The organism is Streptomyces sp. NPDC048417 (assembly GCF_040651615.1).
In the GTDB taxonomy this organism is placed as follows: domain Bacteria; phylum Actinomycetota; class Actinomycetes; order Streptomycetales; family Streptomycetaceae; genus Streptomyces.
Map to the genome: position 1 here is coordinate 1 of NZ_JBEZKI010000059.1, position 19,478 is coordinate 19,478.

Annotated in this window: 15 protein-coding genes; 11 read left to right on the forward strand and 4 right to left on the reverse strand. The window is 71.4% G+C overall.

The window, feature by feature from the left end; translation table 11 throughout:
• The first annotated feature begins 426 nt into the window (after positions 1-426).
• The 7 genes from AB0D59_RS49205 (at position 427) to AB0D59_RS49235 (ending at position 12,178) form a co-directional block, all read left to right on the forward strand.
• Entirely contained in the window at positions 427-1,827 is a 1,401-nt protein-coding gene (locus AB0D59_RS49205; protein ID WP_362579117.1) for an APC family permease, read from the forward strand.
• 439 nt (positions 1,828-2,266) lie between these two features.
• Complete coding sequence (locus AB0D59_RS49210; RefSeq protein ID WP_362579120.1) at positions 2,267-4,915, forward strand: CocE/NonD family hydrolase; 2,649 nt, start codon at positions 2,267-2,269, stop codon at positions 4,913-4,915.
• Positions 4,912-5,766, forward strand: coding sequence for an ABC transporter permease (locus AB0D59_RS49215; protein ID WP_362579123.1), 855 nt, complete (start codon positions 4,912-4,914; stop codon positions 5,764-5,766). Before AB0D59_RS49210 ends, AB0D59_RS49215 begins: the two co-directional genes overlap by 4 nt.
• Before the next feature lie 171 nt (positions 5,767-5,937).
• Positions 5,938-7,443 (forward strand): von Willebrand factor type A domain-containing protein, encoded by a 1,506-nt coding sequence (locus AB0D59_RS49220; protein ID WP_362579126.1) that lies wholly within the window; start codon positions 5,938-5,940, stop codon positions 7,441-7,443.
• Between the two features lie 245 nt (positions 7,444-7,688).
• Positions 7,689-8,915 carry an NAD(P)-binding domain-containing protein gene (locus tag AB0D59_RS49225; RefSeq protein ID WP_362579129.1) on the forward strand — a complete coding sequence of 409 codons (1,227 nt, stop codon included), beginning with the start codon at positions 7,689-7,691 and terminating at the stop codon, positions 8,913-8,915.
• A gap of 58 nt (positions 8,916-8,973) precedes the next feature.
• Positions 8,974-10,110, forward strand: coding sequence for an LLM class flavin-dependent oxidoreductase (locus tag AB0D59_RS49230; protein WP_362579132.1), 1,137 nt, complete (start codon positions 8,974-8,976; stop codon positions 10,108-10,110).
• A 133-nt stretch (positions 10,111-10,243) separates the two neighbouring features.
• Positions 10,244-12,178: an AMP-binding protein gene (locus tag AB0D59_RS49235; RefSeq protein WP_362579135.1), complete on the forward strand. Its 1,935-nt coding sequence runs from the start codon at positions 10,244-10,246 to the stop codon at positions 12,176-12,178.
• 73 nt (positions 12,179-12,251) lie between these two features.
• Here AB0D59_RS49235 and AB0D59_RS49240 read toward each other — a convergent pair whose 3' ends face one another.
• The gene (locus AB0D59_RS49240; RefSeq protein WP_362579138.1) at positions 12,252-12,659 is read right to left on the reverse strand and encodes a rodlin; all 408 of its coding nucleotides are present in this window, start codon (positions 12,657-12,659) and stop codon (positions 12,252-12,254) included.
• A gap of 231 nt (positions 12,660-12,890) precedes the next feature.
• Entirely contained in the window at positions 12,891-13,301 is a 411-nt protein-coding gene (locus AB0D59_RS49245) for a rodlin (protein ID WP_362579141.1), read from the reverse strand.
• Positions 13,302-13,570: 269 nt separating this feature from the next.
• Between AB0D59_RS49245 and AB0D59_RS49250 the strand changes: the two genes are divergently transcribed.
• The 3 genes from AB0D59_RS49250 (at position 13,571) to AB0D59_RS49260 (ending at position 15,276) form a co-directional block, all read left to right on the forward strand.
• Complete coding sequence (locus AB0D59_RS49250; protein WP_362579144.1) at positions 13,571-13,981, forward strand: rodlin; 411 nt, start codon at positions 13,571-13,573, stop codon at positions 13,979-13,981.
• A gap of 244 nt (positions 13,982-14,225) precedes the next feature.
• A complete protein-coding gene (locus tag AB0D59_RS49255; RefSeq protein WP_362579185.1) occupies positions 14,226-14,453 on the forward strand; it encodes a chaplin in 228 nt (75 codons plus the stop codon).
• A gap of 118 nt (positions 14,454-14,571) precedes the next feature.
• Positions 14,572-15,276, forward strand: coding sequence for a chaplin (locus AB0D59_RS49260; RefSeq protein ID WP_362579147.1), 705 nt, complete (start codon positions 14,572-14,574; stop codon positions 15,274-15,276).
• 47 nt (positions 15,277-15,323) lie between these two features.
• Here the strand turns inward: AB0D59_RS49260 and AB0D59_RS49265 are convergent, their stop codons facing one another.
• Together AB0D59_RS49265 and AB0D59_RS49270 are read right to left on the reverse strand one after the other, a co-directional pair.
• Complete coding sequence (locus AB0D59_RS49265; RefSeq protein ID WP_362579150.1) at positions 15,324-16,577, reverse strand: NAD(P)-binding domain-containing protein; 1,254 nt, start codon at positions 16,575-16,577, stop codon at positions 15,324-15,326.
• Complete coding sequence (locus AB0D59_RS49270) at positions 16,577-17,920, reverse strand: ATP-grasp domain-containing protein (RefSeq protein ID WP_362579153.1); 1,344 nt, start codon at positions 17,918-17,920, stop codon at positions 16,577-16,579. Before AB0D59_RS49270 ends, AB0D59_RS49265 begins: the two co-directional genes overlap by 1 nt.
• A gap of 174 nt (positions 17,921-18,094) precedes the next feature.
• Here AB0D59_RS49270 and AB0D59_RS49275 point away from each other — a divergent pair, with 174 nt between their 5' ends.
• A complete protein-coding gene (locus AB0D59_RS49275) occupies positions 18,095-19,423 on the forward strand; it encodes a glycosyl hydrolase (RefSeq protein WP_362579156.1) in 1,329 nt (442 codons plus the stop codon).
• Positions 19,424-19,478: the final 55 nt, after the last annotated feature.

Consider the following 19,478-nt stretch of genomic DNA (forward strand, 5'->3'; position numbering starts at 1 on the left):
CTTCTACACCCGCGGCAAGGTCGTCACCACCCGCTGGCCGGACCCGGCCGACGCTCCCGCCGGCGTCGACCTCGGCTTCCCGCGCAACCACTGACAGTGACCGACTGACCCTGTCGGGGCCGTCCGGATACCGGACGGCCCCGACTTTTTTTGTCGGCGGTGCTGCGGTTCCCGTGTGGACGGGATGAATCGGATGACTTAAGTAGTCCCGATGGGTGACCTTCGAAAGCAAGGTCATGCGGGCGAAGGGTTTGATGATTGCCCTATTCGCGCGTCCGGGCCTGTGAAAGCGATGTGACCCCGGTCGCTTTACGGGTACGGAATCCGAAGGTAAACAGCCATTGACGCAGCGGTTTTCGTCGGGGTTCCATGCAGCACAGCCCAACCGCCGGAGGCATCCGCACGACGCGATCGGAACCGCCGCACATGACCGACACGCTCCGCCCCGTCGAGACCGCCCTCCCCGAGGTGTCCGACAGCCCCAAGACGCTCAAGCGCTCCATCGGCGTGGTCGGCGGCACCCTCCTGACCCTCTCCTGCGTGACCCCCGCCTCGACGCTCTTCGTGGTCGTCCCCGACCTGTTCGGCTCCCTCGGCACCGCCACCGCCCTGACGATCGCGATCGGCTCCCTCCTCTGTATCGCCGTCGCGTTCTGCTACTCGGAGCTGGGCACGCTCATCCCGAGCGCGGGCGGCGAGTACGCGATGGTCTCCACGATGGCGGGCCGCCTGGCCGGCTGGCTGGTCTTCGTCCTCTCCCTCCTCGTCGTGATGATCGTGCCCCCGGTGATCGCGATGGGCACGGCCGACTACCTGGCCCCGATCGTCCACCTGGACCCCGCCATGACCGGCGCCGGCGTGATGCTCCTCGCGACCCTCGCCGGCCTCCTGGACCTGCGCGCGAACGCCTGGATCACCGGCATCTTCCTGGTCCTGGAGGTCATCGCGGCGGGCGTGGTGGCGGTGCTGGGCTTCTCCCACAGCCACCGCGGCGCCGGCAGCCTCACCTCCATGCAGGTGGCGGACACGGGCGGCCACACCACCACCGTCACCGCGATGCTGGTCGTCTCCGGCCTGGCCATCGCCCTCTTCGTCACCCAGGGCTTCTCCACGGCGGTCTACCTCTCCGAGGAACTGGAGAACCCGCGCCGCAACGTCGCCCGTACGGTCCTGACCACCCTCGCGATCTCCACGGTGATCATCCTGGTCCCGGTGGCGGCGATCACCATGGGCGCGTCCGACCTCAAGGAACTGACGGGTGGCGACATCAGCTCCATGGTCACCGCCTGGTCCAACTCCGCGGTCGGCACGTTCGTGAGCCTCTGCGTGGCCCTCGCCATCATCAACGCGGGCATCGTCATGGTCATCCAGAACTCCCGCGTCCTGTTCGCCTCGGCCCGCGACAAGGCCTGGCCCGCCCCGGTCAACAGCGCCCTCTCCAGGCTCGGCCGCTTCGGCTCCCCCTGGGTGGCCACCCTCGCCGTCGGCGTCCCCGGCGCCCTGCTCTGCTTCGTCAACCTGGACACCCTGTACGGCGTGACGGGCGTGTCGGTGACCGGCATGTACCTCCTGGTCGCCGTCGCCGCGCTGCTGGCCCGCCGGGGCGCCCACAAGCACACCCCGGCCTGGCGCATGCCCCTCTGGCCGGCCATGCCGATCGTGCTCATCGCCGTCCTCGCCTACATCCTCACCCAGCAGGAAACGACCTACCTCCTCTGGACCGGCGGCATCACGGCAGCGGCAACCCTCTACTGGGCCTTCTACCTCCGCCCCCGCAAGGAGACCCACTGGGTGGTCTCGATCCCGGAGGACGTGGCGCCCCGTTAAGGGGCGCGGGGCTGTGTCGATGTGCGGCTACCGCCGCGCGGGCGCGACAAGCCACGACGGCGCGCAAGTGTCTGCACGGACCGAAGCGCCCCGATAGGGGCGCGGGGAGCTGCGCGCTCAGCCCCCACGGTCCCGCGGGGGACCACCGGCCGGCTCGGCACCGCCGGAATCCGCCGTAGCGGCTGATCGCCGCTGCGGCGGGATCTGGTGGAGCGGCGGTGTGTGGGGAGGGCGGCCAACCTCAGGGGCGCGGGGGCTGATATGCGGCTCCGCCACGCGGGCGCGAACGGCCCCCACCGGCCCGCACCCGGAGTCGCCCCGGCGCCCCGGTGTACCGCACCCGAAGTACGCGGCAACGCGGCCGTACTCCTCGGGGATGGCCGGGGGTTCACCCCACCGTCGGCATCGGATGTCAGTCCGGGCCCGTACCGTTGAGGGCATGGATCTTCGACCCCCCGGCCTACGAGCCCTGCTTCGGCGGCCGCGGCGACTTCTGTCCGCCGCGGCCGCCGTCGTCGTGCTCGTGGGCGCCGGCACCTGGACGGCCGTCGCGTCCGACGACCCGTCCCCGGTGCACCGGTCCGACAAGGTCATGGACGTCGACGGGGTACAGCTGGACACCTCGTTCTTCACCACCCCCGGCACCGGCCGACGCCCCGCGGTCCTCCTCGCCCACGGCTTCGGCGGTTCCAAGGCCGACATGCGCCAGGAGGCCGAGGACCTCGCCCGCCAGGGCTACGCGGTCCTCACCTGGTCCGCCCGCGGCTTCGGCAAGTCGACCGGCAGCATCGGCCTGAACGACCCGAAGGGCGAGGTCGCCGACGTCTCCCGGCTCATCGACTGGCTGGCGAAGCAGCCCCAGGTCCAGCTCGACAAGCCCGGCGACCCCCGCGTCGGCATGGCCGGCGGCTCCTACGGCGGCGCGATCTCCCTGCTGACCGCCGGCTACGACCAGCGCGTGGACGCGATCGCCCCGTCGATCACGTACTGGAACCTCGCGGACGCCCTCTTCCCGAACGGCGTGTTCAAGAAGCTGTGGGCCGGGATCTTCTTCAACACCGGCGGCGGCTGCGCCAGGTTCGAGCCGGCGCTGTGCGCGATGTACGACCGGGTAGCCGAGTCGGGCAAGCCGGACGCGGCCGCGGTCAAGCTCCTCGAAGAGCGCTCACCGTCGGCCGTCGGCAGCCGCATCAAGGTGCCCACCCTCCTCTTCCAGGGCCAGACCGACTCCCTCTTCACGCTCGCCCAGTCCGACGCCGCAGCGAAGGCGATCCGGGCGGGCGGCGCCCCCGTCGACGTCGACTGGATCGCCGGCGGGCACGACGGCGGCGACCTGGAGACCAGCCGCGTCGAGGGCCGGGTCACCTCCTGGTTCGACCGCTATCTGAAGGGCGACAAGGCCACCGACACCGGCCCGGCCTTCCGGATCACCCGCACCGGAGGCGTCGACTCCACCGACGGCGCCGCCCAGCTGCGCGGCGCGACCTCGGACAGTTACCCCGGCCTGGAGAGCGACCGGAAGTCCATCGCCCTGACGGGCGGCACACAGCGCGTCGAGAACCCGGCGGGCGCCACCCCGCCCGCCGTCTCCGCACTGCCCGGCCTCGGCGCCGGCGGCGGCCTCGCCCAGCTCTCCTCCCTCGGCGTCGGCGTCTCCCTGGACTTCCCGGGCCAGTACGCCCGCTTCGACTCGGCGCCCGTCGCCGACAACGTGCAGATCACCGGCTCACCCACGGCCACCGTCCACATCACCTCGACGAGCGACGACGCCGTGCTCTTCGGCAAGGTGTACGACGTCGGCCCGGACGGCACCCAGCAGGTGCTGCCCGCCCAGCTGGTCGCCCCGATCCGTGTCGAGGGAACCAGGTCCGGCAAGGACGTCACGATCACCCTCCCGGCGATCGACCACGAGGTGCAGAAGGGCCACCGGCTGCGCCTGGTCCTCGCCTCCACCGACCTCGGCTACGCCTCCCCGACCGCCCCGGCGACCTACACCGTCTCCCTCAAGAGCGCCCTCGGCGTGCCGACGGCACCCCAGGTGGACACGGCCGCCGCGGCGCTGCCCGCCTGGGTGTGGTGGCTGCCGCTGGCCGGAGCTCTCGCCGCCCTGGCCCTGCTGCTCACCGGCCGCCGCCGTACCGCCACTCCGGCACCGGACCCCGAGCTGGCCGAGGTCCCGCTCCAGATCACGGACCTGAGCAAGCGCTACGCGGGCTCCTCGGACCGGTACGCGGTCCGGGAGCTGTCCTTCGGCGTCGAGAAGGGCCAGGTCCTCGGCCTGCTCGGCCCGAACGGCGCGGGCAAGACCACCACACTCCGCATGCTGATGGGCCTGATCAAGCCGGACGGCGGCGAGATCCGGGTCTTCGGCCACGCCATCCGCCCGGGCGCCCCCGTCCTCTCCCGGGTCGGCGCCTTCGTGGAGGGCGCCGGCTTCCTGCCGCACCTCTCCGGCCGGGCGAACCTGGAGCTGTACTGGCAGGCCACCGGCCGTCCGGCGGCCGACTCCCACATCGAGGAGGCCCTGGAGATCGCTGGCCTCGGCGACGCGCTGGCCCGCGCGGTCCGCACCTACTCGCAGGGCATGCGCCAGCGCCTCGCCATCGCCCAGGCCATGCTCGGCCTGCCGGACCTGCTCATCCTCGACGAACCGACCAACGGCCTCGACCCGCCGCAGATCCGCGAGATGCGCGAGGTGATGATCCGGTACGCGGCCGCCGGCCGCACGGTGATCGTCTCCAGCCATCTTCTCGCCGAGGTCGAGCAGTCCTGCACCCACCTCGTGGTGATGGACCGCGGCCGGCTCATACAGGCCGGCCCGGTCGCGGAGATCGTCGGCTCCGGCGACACCCTGCTCGTCGGCACCGGCGTGCCCGTGGAGGAGCCCGTGGTGGAGAAGGTGGCCGCGCTGCCCGGCGTCGCCTCGGTGACCCGCGCGGACGACGGACTGCTGGTCCGCATGGAGCCCGGCGGCAGCGCACCGCGGCTGGTCGCCGAACTCGTCCGGCTCGATGTGCCCGTGGCGTCGGTCGGCCCCCACCGCCGTCTCGAAGACGCCTTCCTGACCCTGATCGGAGGTTCCGCATGAGCACGCTCACCGAGGTCGCCTCCGGCTATCAGGCGGGCCGCACCCTGCCGCTGCGCGTCGAGCTGGTCCGCCAGCTGAAGCGCCGCCGCACGCTGGTGATGGGCGGGATCCTCGCCGTACTGCCGTTCGTCCTGCTGATCGCGTTCGCCATCGGCGGCCAGCCGGGCGAGCGGAACGGCCAGGTCACCCTGCTGGACACGGCCACCGCGTCCGGCGCCAACTTCGCCGCGGTCAACCTGTTCGTGTCGGCGGGGTTCCTGCTGGTCATCCCGGTCGCCCTGTTCTGCGGCGACACGGTGGCCTCGGAGGCCAGCTGGTCCTCCCTGCGCTATCTGCTCGCCGCACCCGTGCCCCGGGCCCGCCTGCTGTGGTCCAAGCTGGTCGTCGCCCTCGGCCTCAGCCTGGCCGCGATGGTCCTGCTGCCGCTGGTCGCCCTGGCCGTCGGCTCCGCCGCCTACGGCTGGGGGCCGCTCCAGATCCCGACCGGCGGCGAACTCGACACCGGCACGGCGGCGCAGCGCCTCGCGATCGTGGTGGCGTACGTCTTCCTGTCCCAACTGGTCACCGCGGGGCTGGCGTTCTGGCTCTCCACCAAGACGGACGCGCCCCTCGGCGCGGTCGGCGGCGCGGTCGGCCTGACCATCGTCGGCAACGTCCTGGACGCGGTCACCGCCCTCGGCCACTGGCGCGACTTCCTGCCCGCGCACTGGCAGTTCGCCTGGGCGGACGCCGTACAGCCGCATCTCGAGTGGTCCGGCATGATCCAGGGAACCGCGATTTCCATAACGTACGCCCTGGTGCTGTTCGCCCTGGCCTTCCGGGGTTTCGCCCGCAAGGACGTGGTCTCCTAGGTCACCGGACGATCTCCCTCCGGCATCGAAACCCCAGGTCCGTGGCCGGTTCGAGATCCATCCGCAACGCTTCGGGTCGCACGTTCCACCCCCTTGCGCCGTCAGAGTCGGCACAGAGCCAGAGAGCCAGACGGCCGAGGCCGACTCCGACCGGCACAGGGGGCACACCAGATGGAGCGTTACCGGATACGACACAGCCGAGGGGCACTGCTCGCCCTCACCACCGCGGGCGCCCTGCTGCTGACGGCCTGCGGCGCGGGCGACGGCAGCCACTCGTCCAGCGACGCGAAATACAGCAACGGCCTTCCGGCCCCGGCTCCCAGCCGGCCGCAGGGCGAGGACTCCGCGACCACCCCGTCCGCCGACCACCTCTCCACCTTCGCCCTGGACGTGGACACCGCGTCCTACGGCTACGCCCGCCGCACCCTCGCCGACGGCGAGCGCCCCGCCCCCTCGACCGTCCGCGCCGAGGAGTTCGTCAACAGCTTCCGCCAGGACTACCCCACCCCCGACCACAACGGCTTCACGGTCACGGTGGACGGCGCCCGCACCACCGACCCGAACTGGTCCCTGGTCCGGGTGGGCCTCGCCACCCGGCCCGCCGACGCCACCGCCGAACGCGCGCCCGCGGCCCTCACCTTCGTCATCGACGTCTCCGGCTCCATGGACGAGCCGGGCCGGCTGGACCTCGCCAAGAAGTCCCTGGACACGATGACCGACCGGCTGCGCGGCGACGACTCGGTCGCGATCGTCGCCTTCAGCGAACACGCCGAGACGGTCCTGCCGATGACCCGCCTCGCCGGGCACCGCGGCAAGATCCACGACGCCGTCGACAGCCTCGCCGCCCTCTACTCCACCAACCTCGGCGAGGGCGTGGAGACCGGCTACGCCACCGCCGTCAAAGGCCTGCGCAAGGACGCCACCAATCGTGTCGTGCTGATCTCCGACGCCCTCGCCAACGACGGCGAGACCGACCCCGACGCCATCCTGAAGCGCATCGACAGCGACCGCCGCGAGTACGGCATCACGCTGTTCGGCGTGGGCGTCGGCAGCGACTACGGCGACGCGCTCATGGAACGCCTCGCCGACAAGGGCGACGGCCACACGACGTACGTCTCCGACACCGCCACCGCGACCCGGGTCTTCTGCGAGCAACTCCCGCAGAACATCGACCTGGTGGCCCGAGACGCCAAGGCCCAGGTGGCCTTCGACCCGCACACGGTCGCCGAGTTCCGCCTGATCGGCTACCGGGACCGCAAGGTCGCCGACGAGGACTTCCGCGACGACCGGGTGGACGGCGGCGAGGTGGGCCCGGGCCACACGGTGACCGCCCTCTACGCGGTCCGCACCAAGCCGAACGCGGAGGGCCACCTGGCCACCGCCACGGTCCGCTGGCTGGACCCCGAGACCCGCGCCCCGCACGAGAACACGGGCGCGATGGAGACCGGCGCGCTGCACGACTCGGTATGGACGGCGTCCCCGCGCTTCCAGGTAACGGCGGTGGCGGCCTACTTCGCGGACGAGCTGGGAGGAGGGGACTACCGCATCCCGGGGAGGCCGAGCCTCAGCAGCCTCCACTCCCGAGCCACGACACTGGCCCGAACGACCGAGGACAAGGCCGTCTCCGACCTGGCGACAGCCATCAGGGAGGCGACCCGCTCGAACGCGGACGACTGACACGCCCCGCCAGGGCTGCTCGCCGGAAGCGTCCCGGAGTCGACGGAGTCCTTCCCGGCGAGCCGGGTTGTCGTACGGGCTGTGACCAGGATCACGGCGCCGCCGGGCAGGCCGGGAATACATGCGCCGTCATGTTGTTTGAATACTTGCCAAGGCAAGTATCGGCAAGGAGGCGGCATGGACGGTACCTCGCCCTACCAGGACAGTGACCCGGACAAGGTGGCTCACCTCCCGGTCGGGCTGTGATGACGGCGGCCAGGGGCTCGACCAGGCTGGCGAACGAGGCCTGGGAAGCGATGTACAGGGCGGAGCCCGGGCGAGCCGGTGGGCGCGCGACGGTGGTGGTCATAGGCGGCGGGCAGTCGGGCCTCTCGGTCGGCTACCACCTGAAGCGGCGCGGCTTCACCAGCGCCCTGACCGGCACGGATGGCCCTGACAGCGACCGGACCTTCGTGGTGCTCGATGCCGAACCGGCAGCCGGTGGGGCGTGGCGGCACCGGTGGGAGTCGCTGCGGATGGCGACCGTGAACGGCATCTTCGACCTGCCCGACTTCCCGCAACCGCCCGTCGACCCCGACGAGCCCAGTCGTACCGCGGTGCCGCGCTACTTCGCCGCCTTCGAGCACGTGAGCGATCTGCCGATCCTGCGGCCGGTGACCGTCACCGGCGTACGGCGTGTGGACGCCCGGCCCGACGGGGAGCTGGTGGTCGACTCCAGCGGAGGGAGATGGACCGCCCGGGCGATCATCAACGCCACCGGCACCTGGACCAACCCCGTCCGTCCCCGCTACCCGGGGCAGGAGCGTTTCACCGGCATCCAGTTGCACACCCACGACTACGTCTCGGCCGACCGGCTCGCCGGGCTGCGGGTCGCCCTTGTCGGCGGTGGCATCTCGGCACTCCAGCAGCTGGAGGAGATCTCACGGGTGGCCACCACGTTCTGGTACACGCGTCGCGAACCCGTCTTCCGTGACGGTGAGTTCGAGGCTGAGGTCGCCGGCCGTGAGATCGTCGCCAAGGTCGCCGCCGATGTCGAAGCAGGCAGGCCCACTGGCAGCGTCGTCTCCTACACCGACCTGGCCTGGACTCCGTACGCGTTGGCGGCGAAGGAGCGCGGCGCACTCCGGCGTCGTCCCATGTTCACCGCCCTCGAACCCGGCGGCGTCCGCGAGGCGGACGGTTCCTTCACCCCGGTGGACGCGATCGTGTGGGCCACGGGTTTCAAGGCCGCCCTGGCGCACCTGGAGCCTCTGGGGCTGCGCAACGAGCTCGGTGGGATCACGATGCGTGGCACCCAGGTGGCCGGCGAACCACGCGTGCACCTGGTCGGCTTCGGACCGTCCCAGTCCACCGTCGGCTCCAACCGCTCCGGCCGTCAGGCGGTCAACAGTCTGTTGCGGCAGTGGAACGCCGCTTCGAACGGCCCGCCGAACGGCTCAGGTCTCGCTCCTGGCCTCACGCGCGAAGCCTGAACCAGCACTGCCTCAGTCCGCCGACAAACAGTCCAGCGAAAGAACCAGAGGTTGTCTCATGAAGTTTCAAGTCCTCGACATCCTGCCGAACCTCAAGAACCCGGTGACCGGGCGTGAGATCCGTACCGACGAGCGGTACTCCCAGGCGCTGACCTCGGCACGCTACGCCGAGGAGTTCGGGTTCGACGCGGTCGCGCTGGGCGAGCGGCACGCCGGTGCCTTCCTCTCCAGCGGCGTCACGGTCCTGCTCGGTGCGATCGCCGCGACCACCAGCCGGGTCCGGATCCAGACAGGCGTCTCGGTCCTGTCGATCCACGACCCGCTGCGCGTCGCCGAGGACTACGCCACGATCGATCAGCTCTCCCGCGGCCGACTCGAACTCGTCATCGGCAAGGGCAACGAGCTGCGTCAGCTGCCGATGTTCGGCATCGAGAACGGCGACCAGTGGGATGCGCTGGCGGAGAAGTACGAGCTGCTCCACCGGCTGTGGCGCGAGGAGAACGTCACCTGGCAGGGTCGCTTTCGCGGACCGCTGAACGAGGTCACCAGCCTGCCACGCCCCTTCGCCGGCGCCCCTCGCGTGTGGCACGGATCAGCGACCACGCTGGCCTCGGCGAGCCTCGCGGCGAAGTGGGGCGACCCGCTCTTCTCCGCCAACGCCATCCAGCCCCGCGACAACTACACCGCACTCATCGACCACTACCGCAAGGAGTACGCCCGACACGGGCACGATCCCCGGTTCGCCTATGTCGGCGCGGGTGCGGGCTTCCTCTACCTGGCCGACACGACCCAGGAGGCGCGGGAGGCCTTCGGGCCGGCGTACGAGCAGATCGTGGCCTACTTCAACCGGCCCGGGAACCACACGCCCGGCAACGAGATGACGTTCGCGACCATCGATGACGCCATCGAGCGTGGCCCTGTCCTGGTCGGGTCGCCGCAGCAGATCGCCGAGAAGATCCTCTGGTTCCACGAGGGGTTCGGACACGATCTGCAGTCCTTCAGCCTCCCGACGTTCATCCCGCATGAGCAGCAGCTCACCATGCTCGAACGGTTCGCCAGTGAGGTCATACCGGTGGTCCGCAAGACTGCCCCGACGACGCTGTGGAGCGATGAGGACCCCTACGGCGGGCGCCCCGCCGCCCATGGCCGAACGGTCGCCGACGCCGCCACCAAGATCGAACGGGCGCAGCGCTGATCGCACGAGAGCTCGACCGCGCCTCGCACGCCGACGCCCGCGTGGGCGCGCTCGACCCCCACCCACCCGCACTCGGAATCCCACCCGTCCCAACCCGTTGACGCGTCCTTACCTACGAGTAAGTTGTCGCCCCATGGGCGTACGCAGCGACCTCAAGCGAGCACGTCGACGTACCGACCTCGCCTCCCGAGGCGAGGTCGAAGTCATCAGGGACGAGGCCGGCGTCGTACGGGAGGTGCGCCGGGAGCATCTCGCCGCGCCGCTCGCCACCGGCTCCCTCGCCGACCTCCCCCACACCAACGCGGCCGAGGATCCCGGCGCCACGGCGTTTCGGCGCCCCGACGGCCCGGTGACCGCCGCGGCCTTCGCCGCCCAGGTGACCGCCGTGGCGAAGGGGTTGATCGCCGCCGGTCTCGAACCCGGCGGCCGGGTGGCCGTGATGTCCCGCACCCGCTACGAGTGGACGGTCCTCGACTTCGCCATCTGGTCGGCGGGCGGGGTGACCGTCCCGGTCTACCCCACCTCCTCCGCCGAGCAGGTGGAGTGGATCGTCCGGGACTCCGGCGCCCGCCATGTCGTCACCGAGACCCCGGAGAACACCGCCACCGTCACCACCGGCACCGCCCGGCACCCCCGACCCCCGCGCATCTGGGAACTGACGGAGACATCGGCCGCTGCCGCGGCGGGCGGCGCGGTCGCCGAACTCACCGCCCTCGGCGCGGACATCCCCGACGAGGACGTCGCCAAGCGCCGTGGCACCCTCACCCCCGACTCGACCGCCACGGTCTGCTACACCTCCGGCACCACCGGCCGCCCCAAGGGCTGCGTCCTCACCCACGCCAACCTGCACGCCGAGGCCGCCAACACGGTCGAGCTGCTGTACCCGGTCTTCCAGGCGGTCACCGGGCAGGCCGCCTCGACCCTGCTGTTCCTCCCGCTCGCCCACATCCTGGGCCGTACGCTGCAGATCGCCTGTCTGATGGGCCGGATCGAGATGGGCCACTTCCCGAGCGTCAAGCCGGACGAACTCCGGCCCGCCCTACGGGAGTTCCGGCCGACGTTCCTGGTCGGGGTGCCGTACCTCTTCGAGAAGATCCACGACACCGGGCGGGCGACGGCCGAGAGGATCGGCCGGGCCGCCTCCTTCGACCGGGCGGAACGGATCGGCGTGCGCTTCGCCGAGGCCTACCTGAACAGGTTCCTCGGCACCGGAAAGGGCCCCGGCCCCGGCCTGTACGCCGCCTGGGCCCTGTACGACCTGCTGGTCTACCGCCGTATCCGCAAGGAACTCGGCGGCCGGATGCGGTACGCCATCAGCGGCGGCTCCCCGCTCGACCGGAACCTCAACCTGTTCTTCCACGCGGCCGGGATCGTCGTCTACGAGGGCTACGGCCTGACCGAGACCAGCGCGGCCGCCACCATCGTGCCGCCACTGGCGCCCCGCCCCGGCACGGTCGGACAGCCGATCCCCGGGACGGCCGTCCGGATCGCCGACGACGGCGAGGTACTGATCAAGGGGCCGGTGGTCTTCGGGTCGTACTGGAACAACCCGGCCGCGACCGCCGAAGTGCTCCCGGACGACGGCTGGTTCGCGACCGGCGACCTCGGCGCGCTCGACGCGGACGGCTATCTCACCATCACCGGCCGCAAGAAGGACCTGCTGGTCACCTCCGGCGGCAAGAACGTCTCCCCGGCCGTCCTGGAGGACCGGCTGCGCAGCCGCGCGCCCGTCGGCCAGTGCCTGGTCGTCGGTGACAACCGGCCCTTCGTCGCCGCGCTGATCACTCTGGACCCCGAAGCCCTCGCGCACTGGCTGTCCGTACGGAAGCTGCCGCCGGACACCCCGCTCGCCGAGCTGGTGCGTGACGACCGGCTGCGGGCCGAGGTGCAGAAGGCGGTCGACCACGCCAACGCGGCCGTCTCCCGCGCCGAGTCGATCCGTGCCTTCGCCCTGGTCGAGGGCGACTTCACCGAGGACAACGGCCTGCTCACCCCGTCCCTCAAGGTGAAGCGGCACGCGGTGACCGCCCGCTACGCCGACGAGATCGAGGCGCTGTACCGAAAGTGAGCCGCGGGGCGTGAAAAAGGCGACGGGCCACCGGAAGAACCGGTGGCCCGCCGCCCGCGGAACGTCTGCCGGACTACTGGTTGGCGGTGCCGTTGGCGGACAGGGCCGCGATGTCGTCCAGGATGTGCGACAGCGGCTCGTCGCCCTTGGCCTGGGTGGAGTTCTCGACGCACTGCTGGTTCTGCGGGGAGGACAGGACGTTGATGTCCTGGACGTTGATCGGGACAGCGCCGGCGAGGCCCTGCAGGTTCAGCTTGGCGGGCAGGCCGACGCACGGCTTGTTGAGCGACCCCTGGACCAACGAGAGCTGCGGGCTCTGGTCGCCGAACGTGGCCGAGTTGCCGAACTCCGACTTGGCGCCGTTTCCGCTGGCCGAGGTGGTGCCGTTGTCGTTGCCAGTGGCCAGGGCCTGGGGAGCGGCCGTGGCCGCGAGTCCTGCGACGGTGGCGGCAACGGCCGCGGTTGCCCACAGCTTCTTCATGTTCGTTCCCTTTCGAAAGGCGGACTCCGGGGAGGAGCTGCGTGATCGTCAACGGCCGAAACCGCGCCCGGGTTGCGTGCTTTGCTCCCATTGGAGCAGCGCAGTCCGATTAGGCGACGAGCGCCCCGACGGGTGCGGGTGTCCCGGAAACGACGCAGGCCGGTGGGGAGCCGAGAAGTCGGCGGCCCGCCGGCCGAGAGCACCCCGACAGGGGTCCGGAAGGCGTCGGGACTACTTGTTGGCGGTGCCGTTGGCGGACAGGGCCGCGATGTCGTCCAGGATGTGCGACAGCGGCTCGTCGCCCTTGGCCTGGGTGGAGTTCTCGACACACTGCTGGTTCTGCGGCGCGGACAGGACGTTGATGTCCTGGACGTTGATCGGGACAGCGCCGAGGAGGCCTTGCACGTTCCCCTTGACAGGCAGGCCGATGCACGGCTTGTTGAAGGAGCCCTGGATCAGCGCCAGCTGGGGGCTCATGCTGCCGTAGGTGGCGGAGTTGCCGAACGCCTGTGAGGCGCCGTTGCCGCTCGCCGAGGTGGTGCCGCGGTCGTTGCCGGTGGCCAGGGCGGGCGAGGCGGCCGCAGCGGTGGCGCCGACAACGGAGGCTGCGACAGCGGTGGCGGCCAGAACCTTCTTGATCACTTGTCAATTCCCTTCTGAGGACACCCCGTCGACCGGAGCTCTCTGGTCAACTGCATGCGATCCCATTGGTTGCTCCCCTTCACCCCGATGGCCCATGGTCCGGCAATCCCCGACCCCGCCGCCGGGCCGGTTCTCGCGGGAATTCCGGAGGGGGCACCGGTCCGATCGGGTGACGTACCGCGTGCCTGCCGCAACCATTCCGGGCGCGGGCGGTTGATGCCGGGCAGGAACGTCCGTCTTGGCGTAAAGCCGGGAAAGGAATTAGCGAAATGCTGAAGAAGGCAATGGCCGCGGTGGCGGTCGCCGCGTCCGTCGTAGGTGTGTCGGCGGCGGCAGCCCCCCAGGCGCTTGCCACCGGCAACGACCACGGCACCACCTCGGCGAGCGGCAACGGCGCCAAGTCGGAGTTCGGCAACCAGGTGACCAAGGGCAAGATGAGCCCGCAGGCCACGCTGGTCCAGAGCTCCCTGAACAAGCTGTGCGTCGGTCTGCCTGTCAAGGGGAACGTGCAGGCCATCCTCGGCGCTGTCCCGATCGACGTCCAGGACATCAACGTCCTGTCCGCGCCGCAGAACCAGCAGTGCGCCGAGAACTCCACCCAGGCCAAGGGCGACGAGCCGCTGTCGCACGTCCTGGACGACATCGCGGCCCTCTCCGCCAACGGCGTCGCCAACCAGTGACCCCGGCTTCGTGAAATCCGCTCGGGCGGCGTGCGTTCACACGCCGCCCGAGCGGATTTCGCTGCTATCGGCCATTTCCTGAGGTGAAGGCGTTCGAGTGAATTACCCGACGGCGCGCGTTCCGTAGTTTCTTCGGCTGCCTATTTCTCGTTCTACAGTCTGCCGGTCATGGTGCGAGCCGTTCATGCTGTGCTCGCTCGGTTTCGGCCGTCATATGGGCATGACCGCAGAGAAGGGAAAGTTCATGAAGAAGACCGCTGCTGTCGCCGCCGGTGCAATCCTGGCCCTGGGCGCTGCCGTTCCGGCCTTCGCGGACTCGGATGCCGGGGCTGCTGCCGTCAGTTCTCCGGGCGCTCTCTCCGGCAACGTGATCCAGGTTCCGGTCCACGTTCCGGTCAACGTCTGCGGCAACACCATCGACGTCATCGCTCTGCTGAACCCCGCGTTCGGCAACGCCTGCGCCAACGACTGACGACGTCAGCACAGCGCACCAGCCGTCCGGCTGTGTCACGGCCGGCCTCGGACCGTCGATCCTTCGCATCCGCGCTCCGAGGCCGGTTTTTCCACTTCTGAGCAGGAAGACAACGAGATTGCGACAGACCCTCAGCAGGGGAATGGTCGTGGCCGCCGCCGCGGCCGGCATGCTGTCCCTGTACGCCAGTCCCGCGCTCGCCGACACGGACGCGACCGGGACCGCGGGCGGTTCACCGGGTGTCGTGTCCGGCAACAACGTCCAGGCCCCGGTGAACGTGCCGGTCAACGTGTGCGGCAACTCGATCGACGTGGCCGCCGCGTTGAACTCGGCCTTCGGCAACTCCTGTGCGAGCGCGTCGGATTCCGACGAGCACACCGACAACCGCGCACCCGAGACGTCCTACGGCGACTCGGGCACCGACACCTCCGGCTACGGCAGTACGGTCTGCGACTCGGGCTACGGCGCCGAGGGCTCGCCCGGCAGCACCCCGCCCCCCTACGGCGGAGAGACCTCGCCCCCCTGCGGCGAGACTCCGCCCCCGCCGAGCCCGACACCTCCGTCGCCGAGTCCGACACCCCCGCCGCCGAGCCGGACGCCCGCGTCACCGAGTCCGACACCTCCGCCACCGAGTCCGACACCTACGCCACCGAGTCCGACACCCACGCCCGGTGCCGGACACCACCAGGGATCACCGCCCACCCTGCCGCACACCGGCAGTGACCGTGGGGCCATGCTCGCGGCCTCGGCCGCCAGCGCCGCACTGATCGCGGCCGGGACGATGCTGTACCGACGAGGCCGAGCCGCGTCTCGCCGGTCCTAGCCCGCCGGGTGCCGGACGCCTCCTTCAGGCTCCGGCACCCGCGTCCGTCAGCTCCGTACCGGGTCCGGTGCCTGTTCCCGGCGGTCCGTGTCGAGGCCCCAGCCGGCCGGGCCCGAGCGCAGCCGCCGCCGTACCCCGCGCACCAGCGTGCCCGCGGTGAAGCCGGCGCCGTGCACGAAGCGCATCGCCGGGCCGAAGCCCGCGGCCGTGATCAGACCGGCCAGGAACAGCCCGGGGTACGACGACTCGAAGTCCCGGCCGACCTCCGGCGCCCCGTCGGCCCCGGTCACCAGCGTCGTACGCAGGTCGTCCGCCAGGAGCCCGAGCCGGTCCCGGGTCGCCCTGAACCCCGTGGCCGCGATGACGTGTTCGGTCTCCAGGGTGCCCACGCCGCCGCGCGTCTCGGTGTCCAGACGCACCCCGGCAGCGGTGGCCCGGGCCGCCGTCACCTCGCGGCCGAGCAGTACCTCCACCCCGGACTCCACCCGCTCCCGCACCCACCAGGCGCCGGCCGGGCCGAGGGCCGTGGCCGCGATCCGCGCCCGGGTCGGCTCCGCGAGCCGCCGGTACAGGCCGGGGCGCTCGGAGTAGAACCAGTTGCGCCAGCCGGGGCCGAGGCCGCTGTGCGGGGCGCGCGCCGACTGCCACCAGGGGCGCTCCCAGGGCGGCGGCACCTCGTTCCAGTACAGCTCTTCCGCGCGCACCAGCACCCGTACCCTGCTGCCCTGTTCGGCGAGGAGCGCGGCGGTCTCCAGGGCCGCCTGGCCGCCGCCGATCACCGTGACGTCCCGGCCCCGGAAGCGGTCGAGGTCGGCATGGTGGCTGCTGTGCGAGACCAGGTCGGGGGAGAGGCCGCGCAGCGCGGAGGGGATCTCGACGAACGGCAGCACGCCGACCGCGAGGGCGACGGTCCGGCCGTGCAGGGTCTCGCCGTCCTCCGTCGTCGCGTCGAATCCGCCGGTATGGGGCGCGATCCGGGTGACGGTGCGTTCGTCGACGGGCGGGGCGGCGTTGCGGGCGAACCACAGGCCGTACTCGGTGAACATGTCCAGCGGGATCGGCCGCCCGTGCCGGGCCTCCACCCCCCGGCCCGCGCAGTACACGTCCAGCCGCCAACGCGCCTCGGGGTCCGACAGGTTGGAGGCCCACGGTTCGGACTTGAGGAACATCCCGCGGGGCATGTGGTCGCGCCAGGACGCCATCGGGCGGCCGAAGACACGCACGTTCAGCCCCGCCGCCGCGGCGTGGGACGCGATGGACAGGCCGTACGGGCCCGCGCCCACCACCAACAGGTCGTACATCAGCAGCTGCTCGCTTTCTCGTCGTCGGACCGGTCGGGCAGACCGGCGAGGCCGGCGGCACCGGACACTCCGGAGAGTTCCTCGTCCAGGGCGGCCGGGCGGCGTTCCCCGGCCGGTTCCCCGGCCTGGCGGACCACGACGGAGACCGGCCGCGGGACCGGGGCCGTGCCGCGGCGCAGCCGGCCGAGGAGCCGGCCCGCCACATGCCGGCACCACAGCGCCCACATCGCCAGGCCCGGCCCCCGGTCGTCCGGCGCGCTCCAGGCGAGCTCACGCCCGCGTGGGGCCGGCCGCAGCGCGCTCAGCGGCGCGTAGTTCTCCACCACGAACGCCCGCCCGGCCAGCGGAGCCCCGGCGGTCAGCGGGCGGTGGGTCAGATCCAGGTGCAGGGCGCGTACGACGTCCAGGCCCGCGCTGTCGGCGAAGAGCCGGAACTGGGCGCCCGGACGGGGGTTGAAGTCGAGGAGGTGGTAGCGGCCGGTGCTGCCGCAGCGCCGGAAGTCCAGGTCGAAGATGCCCCGGAAGCCCAGTTCGCCGGTGAGCCGCTCGGCCAGTCCCTGGACCTGCGGGTTGGGCGTCCACAGGCCGACCGCGGTCAGGCCCGCGCCGCGCGGCCAGGCCCGCTGCTTGCGGCCGGGGCCGCCCGCGCGTACCGCCCCGGTGCGGTCGGCGTAGCCGTGGAAGAACCAGTCGCGGTCCGGGCCCGGCGGCAGGAACTCCTGGAGCAGCAGCCTGCTGCCCGCCTCGTCGGCGCGCAGGAACAGCTCCCGCGCCTCCCGGGCCGAGCGCACCACGACCGTGCTGCGCAGCCCGGACCCGGCCGGCACCAGCCAGGGCCGGCTCCACTTGGCGACCACCGGAAGCCCGAGCCGCCAGACGGCGGCGGCGGCCTGCTCGGCGCTGTCCGGGACGAGGGTCTGCGGGTGCGGGATCCCGGCAGCCGCGCACACCTGGGCCAACTCGGCCTTGTCGGCGACCCGTTCGGGAAGCAGGGCGGGCTGATGCGGCAGCAGATAGGAGGGCGCGAGGTCCTCGCGGAGCCGGCCGACCGCGATCGCGCTCGCGTCGTCCATCGGGATCAGCACCGCCGGACGGGCGACCCGCGCCGCCACCCGGCGCAGCACGGCCACGATCTCCGCGGCGGACGCACCCGGCGCCGGCGGCGGATGCAGCTGCCGTACGAAACGCGACCTGCCGACCGGGCTGCCGGTGGAATCGGCGACCAGGTGGACGTCCACGCCGGCTCTGCCGAGCGAGCGCACGGCCCCGAGGGTGCCGTGGTGAAAGGGATTCCGGTCGATCCGCAGCAGAACCGCGGGAACCCGGATGTCTAGCAGCGACACGGACCTTTTCCTTTGCCTCGGTTCACCCGTGCGGGCGTTCGGCGCACCCGAAAGCCGCAGCCGCACTGGCGGTATTCATATTGATATGACTGAGTGTCAGTAAGTGGTACTTCCTCAGCGAACGTGCGAACGGACGAGAAGAACGGACGAGAACTGGTGGAGAAAGGAGCAGGCATGGCTCCACAGCAGCGAAAGCGGCCGAGGTCCCGGTCGCACCGGCGGGCTGTGGTCGCGGCGGTGGCGGCGGTCGTCGTCGCCTCGGCGACCCTGGCGACCGGTCCGGGATTCGCCGCGGGTGCGGAGGTGGCGCTGGTCACGGACCCGACTCCGGCTCCGGTTCCGACACCCACGACGTCCGTCCCGGCGTCGGCGGCACCCCTGCCGGTCCCGGCCAGTCCCGCGGCGGTCGTACCGACACCGGTCGGCCCCACGCCCGCGCCCGCCAGGGCGGCGCCGCCGGCCTTCGGGGCCTTCCTGGACTCCGGGCCGCTGGGCGTGGCCCGCATGGCCCAGCTGAGCGGCTGGCTCGGCGGCACCGAGCTGAAGGTCGCGCACACGTATCTGCCCGGCGACCGCTGGGCCGACATCGAGGGCGCACCCGGCTTCCTGGACGTCTGGGCGCACTGGCGGCGGGAGAAGGACGACCGGATGCTCGTCCTCAACGTGCCCATGCAGGAGCGCAACGAGGACCACGTCGGGGACGCCGAGGTCCGGTCGCTGCTGGCGCAGGGCGCCGCCGGGCTGTTCGATCACCACTTCCGGGCCCTGGCCGAGCGGCTGGTGGAGCTGGAGGTGCCGGACACGGTCGTCGTGCTCGGCTGGGAGATGAACGGCACCACCTACACCCATCGTTGCGGGCCCGACCCGGAGGCCTGGAAGAAATACTGGAAGAGGATCGTCGCCACCATGCGTGCGGTGCCGGGCCAGAAATTCCGGTTCGACTTCACGCCGAGCCGCGGCCGCGACGCCGTCCCGTGGACGGAGTGCTACCCCGGGGACGACACGGTCGACATCGTCGGAATGGATTCCTACGACCAACCGACCGGTCTTTCCTTCGACGAACAGGTGCGGGAGCCTTACGGACTCCAGCAGCACGTCGATTTCGCGAAGGCCCACAGGAAACCCGTCTCCTACCCGGAATGGGGCCTTTTCCGAAACGGTGACAACGCCGAATACATGCGCCGGATGCTCACCTGGATGGACGAGCACAAGCCGCTGTACAACACGCTGACCGACTACTGCCCGCACGGTGTCTGGCAGTGTTCGGACAACCCGCGCTCGTCGCGGGTCTACCGCTCGGCCCTCTCCGGCCGGACCGAGACCGCGACCCCGACGCCGGCTCCCACCCCGGACGTCTCGACCCCGAAGCCGACCCCGACCCCGACTCCCAGCACCCCGCCCCCGGCCGGCTGCGCGCCGATGGACCTGGGCGACTGGGTCGAGTACTGGCTCGGCGGGAAACTCTGCGTCCGCCTCGACTGGTGGTCGCGCACCCGGACCTAGTGCCCCGGCAGGCAACGTTCGCCCGTCAAGGAGCGGCGTCCGGTGCGTGCTCTCG

What these genes read in the sequence shown, in the direction of transcription:
- AB0D59_RS49205 (WP_362579117.1), top strand. Translation starts at nt 427, where the DNA reads ATGACCGACACGCTCCGCCCCGTCGAGACCGCCCTCCCCGAGGTGTCC.
- AB0D59_RS49210 (WP_362579120.1), top strand. Translation starts at nt 2,267, where the DNA reads ATGGATCTTCGACCCCCCGGCCTACGAGCCCTGCTTCGGCGGCCGCGG.
- AB0D59_RS49215 (WP_362579123.1), top strand. Translation starts at nt 4,912, where the DNA reads ATGAGCACGCTCACCGAGGTCGCCTCCGGCTATCAGGCGGGCCGCACC.
- AB0D59_RS49220 (WP_362579126.1), top strand. Translation starts at nt 5,938, where the DNA reads ATGGAGCGTTACCGGATACGACACAGCCGAGGGGCACTGCTCGCCCTC.
- AB0D59_RS49225 (WP_362579129.1), top strand. Translation starts at nt 7,689, where the DNA reads ATGACGGCGGCCAGGGGCTCGACCAGGCTGGCGAACGAGGCCTGGGAA.
- AB0D59_RS49230 (WP_362579132.1), top strand. Translation starts at nt 8,974, where the DNA reads ATGAAGTTTCAAGTCCTCGACATCCTGCCGAACCTCAAGAACCCGGTG.
- AB0D59_RS49235 (WP_362579135.1), top strand. Translation starts at nt 10,244, where the DNA reads ATGGGCGTACGCAGCGACCTCAAGCGAGCACGTCGACGTACCGACCTC.
- AB0D59_RS49240 (WP_362579138.1), bottom strand. Translation starts at nt 12,659, where the DNA reads ATGAAGAAGCTGTGGGCAACCGCGGCCGTTGCCGCCACCGTCGCAGGA.
- AB0D59_RS49250 (WP_362579144.1), top strand. Translation starts at nt 13,571, where the DNA reads ATGCTGAAGAAGGCAATGGCCGCGGTGGCGGTCGCCGCGTCCGTCGTA.
- AB0D59_RS49255 (WP_362579185.1), top strand. Translation starts at nt 14,226, where the DNA reads ATGAAGAAGACCGCTGCTGTCGCCGCCGGTGCAATCCTGGCCCTGGGC.
- AB0D59_RS49265 (WP_362579150.1), bottom strand. Translation starts at nt 16,577, where the DNA reads ATGTACGACCTGTTGGTGGTGGGCGCGGGCCCGTACGGCCTGTCCATC.
- AB0D59_RS49275 (WP_362579156.1), top strand. Translation starts at nt 18,095, where the DNA reads ATGGCTCCACAGCAGCGAAAGCGGCCGAGGTCCCGGTCGCACCGGCGG.